We start from the raw sequence: 4,230 nt of genomic DNA on the forward strand, positions 1-4,230 counted from the left end.
AAAAAATACATTGAAGAATATACAAAATAAGAGGTGCGATTTTTGCACCTCTTATTTTGTTGCAAACCTTTTTATATGCAATTTAAAGTCTCTTGCTTTTATAGCTACTGTGCAGGCTACGGTCCTTACTGATCCTGCTTCCTTACATGAGCACAACTCTAAGAGTCTTTTCTTATTCGAATGGCCCATCGTAACGGCCGAGCTTACCGCCCCTAACCATGTTGAGGGGCACAGAAAACATTATACCCATTTCGCTGTCTTCGGCGAAACTACCTATCTCTCTTTCTACGGCATCGGCTATGTTCTGGAGCTTTTGCTTGTCTTCTATAACCGAAAGGATGGTCTTATTCACGAAAAGTCCCTCTTCTTTCAATTTTTTAATGCTGGCGATCATTGGCCTGTCTTCTTCAAAACTTTTCATAATAACGCCCTGACCCATGGAGTCCAGCACCGTGGCCCCCTTGGCCCCGTTCCTTTTCATTACCGTCAGGAGCTTTTTTAAAAGTTCTGGCCGGTTAAGGATGATAACGATCAGGTACATTGCCTTCACTCCCCGTTTTCTGTATTTTCTGCCCTATGGAAAAACAGCTTTAAAAGCGGCGGGGCAATAAGAGTAGTTACAAGAACCATCAGCACCGAAACAGCGAAAATCCTCTGGGAAACAATACCCTTTTTCAAGCCCAGGTTGGCGATGATCAGGACCACTTCTCCCCTGGGCACCATGCCCGCGCCTACTGTAAAGCCCTCACTCCAGTTGAATCCCACGAGCCTTGCCGTCAGCCCGCAGCCGATGATCTTGCCGAGCACAGCAATGGCTATTATGATAAGACTGAAGCCGATATCGCCTAGCACAGCCCTTACATCAGTCTTCAGTCCGATGCTGATGAAAAATATGGGCGTGAAGAAAAGGTAGGCTATTTCTTCTATGCCGCGGACAATTTTTTCTTTTGTACTGTAGTTTGAAAGAATCAAGCCCGCTATGTAAGCACCGGTGATGGCGGCAATGTCCGCCTTTTCGGCGAAGTAAGCCACGCTAAAGCATAGTACCAAGGCGAAGGTTATGATCCTGGTTCCCGGTCTCATTAATTCCATTATGCGTTCACCGTATCTCCGAAGCACGACTGTAATAACTACCACTGCGACCGCAAATACTCCTATTTTCTCCATCAGCGGCAGGATCCTGGTTCCACCGGAGATATAGCCGGTCACAAAGGTGAGGACGATTATACCTATCACGTCGTCGATTACCGCAGCAGCCATAATGGCAATACCCTCTTTTGAATTCAGCTTTCCCATTTCCCTCAGTGCCTGCACTGTTATACTGACAGAGGTGGCTGTCAACATGGTCCCCAGGAACAGGGCCTCGGGCAGGGTAACACCCGCAGCCAGTCCGCCCCAAGCACCTGCAGCGAAGGGCACTATAACCCCTCCGGCGGCGATGGCCGTAGACGAAAATCCTGACGCTATAAGTTCCGACGTGTCGGTCTCGAGGCCTGCCAGGAACATTAGCAGGACCACACCTATTTCGGCCATGAACTCCAGCACATAATCGGAGTGGACCAAGCCGAAGACCGAAGGTCCTATGAGAAGGCCGGCGATGATCTGGCCCAGTACGTTCATCTGGTTGAACCTTGCAGCCAGATAACCGCCGATCCTGGATATTCCCAGTATTATGGCAAGTTCCAGTAAGGTCACGAGTGAACCCTCCTTAAAAATCGATTTACCGGAATCGAATCCTTTTCCAACAACAGCGCTCTTTCATAGTCTTCACTGGTATTAATGCAAAAAATTTGAGGCGGGTTCTGACCAGAACAAAAAGGTCCCTGATCCGAACGGGACCACTCTTTTCAATAATAACCTCGATGGAAGGACCTCGATGGCATCAATGCAGTTTTTGTTGTAGACGGCGTGAAGAGGCTCCAGCAGTCCCGGTATCGGGAGCACACCACATTGAAGCTCTCGAAGCCGTTGAGCAATTCTTTTATGAGCTCTGCGTTCAGAAAGAGCAGGTCGCAGGCCACAAAAAACCCGGCATAGTTCTCCATTTTCCTAAGGCCGGTATATATCCCCCAGCGGTCCAGTTACTGTAGGATAATTTTTAGCTACAACTCCTGAAATAAAAAAAGAAGCCATACAAAAAATAGAAAAATTTTGGGGCACCAAAACGGCACCAAAATAAAAATTCCGACATTAAATAGATGCGGAAAGCCTTCATATTATTGGTGGGGTTAACAGGGATCGAACCTGTGACCTCTACGATGTCAACGTAGCGCTCTGACCAGCTGAGCTATAACCCCACTCGTTGCTTTTTTATTATACAATTTTAATAAAAGGTTGTCAATATTTACGCTTTCTATATATAAGCTTTGAGCACCTTGCAATTTCCCTCTATTGTATAACTCGGAATAGAAGCAGGTATTAATACAGTCTCTCCTGCTTTTAATTCAGTGGTGCCTTCAGTATAGGCAATTTTACAATATCCTTCTACAGCTGTTAAAGTGTTAAATTTTCCCTTTGTATCTATATCTACTTCTTTATTTATTTCAATTATACTTACCTGAAAATATGGAGATTTAACAACGTGAGATATGCGTCCGCCTTGTATTTCTTCAAATTCAGGTATTATTTTATCTGTTTTTAAATTAAAATCTATAACATCTAATGCTTTTTCTATATGTAACTCTCTCTTCCTGCCGAATTCATCTACTCTATTGTAATCATACACTCTATAGGTAAGGTCTGAATTTTGTTGAATTTCACAAATAAGTATTCCTTCACCTATAGCATGCACCATCCCTGAAGGTATGTAAACAACATCTCCTGGTTTTACTTCTATTTCTTTTAAACATTCTTCTAATCTTTCTTCCTCCAATAGCCTTTTAAATTCTTCTTTTGTAGTTCCTTTCTTTAAACCACATACAAGTTTAGCCCCTGGTTTTGCATCTATTATATACCACATCTCTGTTTTTCCAGAATCGCCATTTTCGTATTTAAAAGCATATTCATCATCTGGATGAACTTGGACAGAAAGTTTGTCTTGCGCATCAATTATTTTGATAAGCAAAGGAAATCTTTGATAATTTACCCCCTTGCCATATATATCCTCAGAAAATTTGTAAGTTATATCACTTAATTTTTGCCCGTCAAATTCTCCACCTTCAATTACACTGACAGCTGTTCTATTGTCAGATATTGTCCACAATTCTCCAATTTTTTTACCCTCGTGAATATCAAATCCAAATTTATCTCTTAATGCAGTACCTCCCCATATTCTCTCCATAAAAATAGGCTTAAATTTTAAAGGTTTCATCAACTATCAGCTCCTTTTTCGATTATTTTAAAAGAGGATAAACAAGGTTATCCTCTTTTAAAAAATTATTATTCAGCTATTTCTAGTGCAATTTTTACCATGTTCATAAAAGTCTTTTGCCTTTCTTCAGCTGTCGTTGCTTCTCCGGTAACCAAGCTATCGCTCACTGTCAATATTGTAAGAGCATCTACATTGTACTTAGCAGCCAAAGTATATAGTCCTGCCGTTTCCATTTCTACTGCCAAAACACCAAACTTCGCCCATAGTTTCCAACTGTCTGGGTCATCGTTATAAAAAGTATCGGTTGTAAGAATATTCCCTACTTTAGGTTGTATCCCTAACTCCATCGCTTTATCATAGGCTTTTTTTAATAATTTAAAACTTGCTGTAGGAGCATAATCCATACCATTAAATCTAATTTTATTTATTGCAGAGTCTGTCGAAGAACTCATGGCAATTACTATATCTCTAAGCTTGATATCTGGTTGTAAAGAGCCACAAGTACCTATCCTTATAAGATTTTTCACGTTGTAACTGTTTATAAGCTCATTTACATAAATAGACAAGGAAGGTACTCCCATCCCTGTTCCTTGAACTGACACTCTTTTCCCTTTATAATATCCTGTAAAACCATACATTCCTCTAACTTCATTGTAACATTTTGCATCTTCAAGAAAATTTTCTGCTATATATTTAGCTCTTAAAGGATCTCCTGGCAACAACACCGTTTGAGCGATTTCGTTTTCTTTAGCCCCAATATGTATGCTCATTTAAATCTCTCCTTCTATAATAGTTTTGCCCATATATAATATTAGCAAAAAACAACTTTTAAATCAAACAAAAATTTATGGATCAAACATTTTTTTAATTTTTGGTTAGTTGTATAATTAAATGCAACAGATAAAAGAATAGAAACCATA

At 40.7% G+C, this 4,230-nt stretch carries 4 protein-coding genes and 1 tRNA gene; all 5 read right to left on the minus strand.

The genetic code is table 11. The features are described 5' to 3' along the window. Positions 1–172: 172 nt before the first annotated feature. The 5 genes from I4N53_RS04430 to deoD all read right to left on the minus strand — a co-directional run bounded on the left by I4N53_RS04430 (position 173) and on the right by deoD (position 4,080). Positions 173–541, minus strand: a complete 369-nt coding sequence (locus I4N53_RS04430; RefSeq protein WP_003867217.1) for a hypothetical protein — start codon at positions 539–541, stop codon at positions 173–175. A gap of 5 nt (positions 542–546) precedes the next feature. Next, positions 547–1,695 (minus strand): cation:proton antiporter, encoded by a 1,149-nt coding sequence (locus tag I4N53_RS04435; protein ID WP_214495697.1) that lies wholly within the window; start codon positions 1,693–1,695, stop codon positions 547–549. A gap of 525 nt (positions 1,696–2,220) precedes the next feature. Further along, a tRNA-Val gene (locus I4N53_RS04440) sits at positions 2,221–2,297 on the minus strand. A gap of 56 nt (positions 2,298–2,353) precedes the next feature. Further along, positions 2,354–3,310: a mannose-6-phosphate isomerase, class I gene (manA, locus tag I4N53_RS04445; protein WP_214495698.1), complete on the minus strand. Its 957-nt coding sequence runs from the start codon at positions 3,308–3,310 to the stop codon at positions 2,354–2,356. A gap of 68 nt (positions 3,311–3,378) precedes the next feature. Then, positions 3,379–4,080 (minus strand): purine-nucleoside phosphorylase, encoded by a 702-nt coding sequence (deoD, locus tag I4N53_RS04450; RefSeq protein WP_003867214.1) that lies wholly within the window; start codon positions 4,078–4,080, stop codon positions 3,379–3,381. Between the last annotated feature and the right edge of the window lie 150 nt (positions 4,081–4,230).

This window comes from Thermoanaerobacter sp. CM-CNRG TB177, from assembly GCF_018588165.1.
Lineage (GTDB): Bacteria > Bacillota > Thermoanaerobacteria > Thermoanaerobacterales > Thermoanaerobacteraceae > Thermoanaerobacter > Thermoanaerobacter thermocopriae.

Bases quoted from the DNA above. Each gene is read 5' to 3' on its own strand.
- I4N53_RS04430 (WP_003867217.1), bottom strand. From the start codon at position 541: ATGTACCTGATCGTTATCATCCTTAACCGGCCAGAACTTTTAAAAAAG.
- manA (WP_214495698.1), bottom strand. From the start codon at position 3,310: ATGAAACCTTTAAAATTTAAGCCTATTTTTATGGAGAGAATATGGGGA.
- deoD (WP_003867214.1), bottom strand. From the start codon at position 4,080: ATGAGCATACATATTGGGGCTAAAGAAAACGAAATCGCTCAAACGGTG.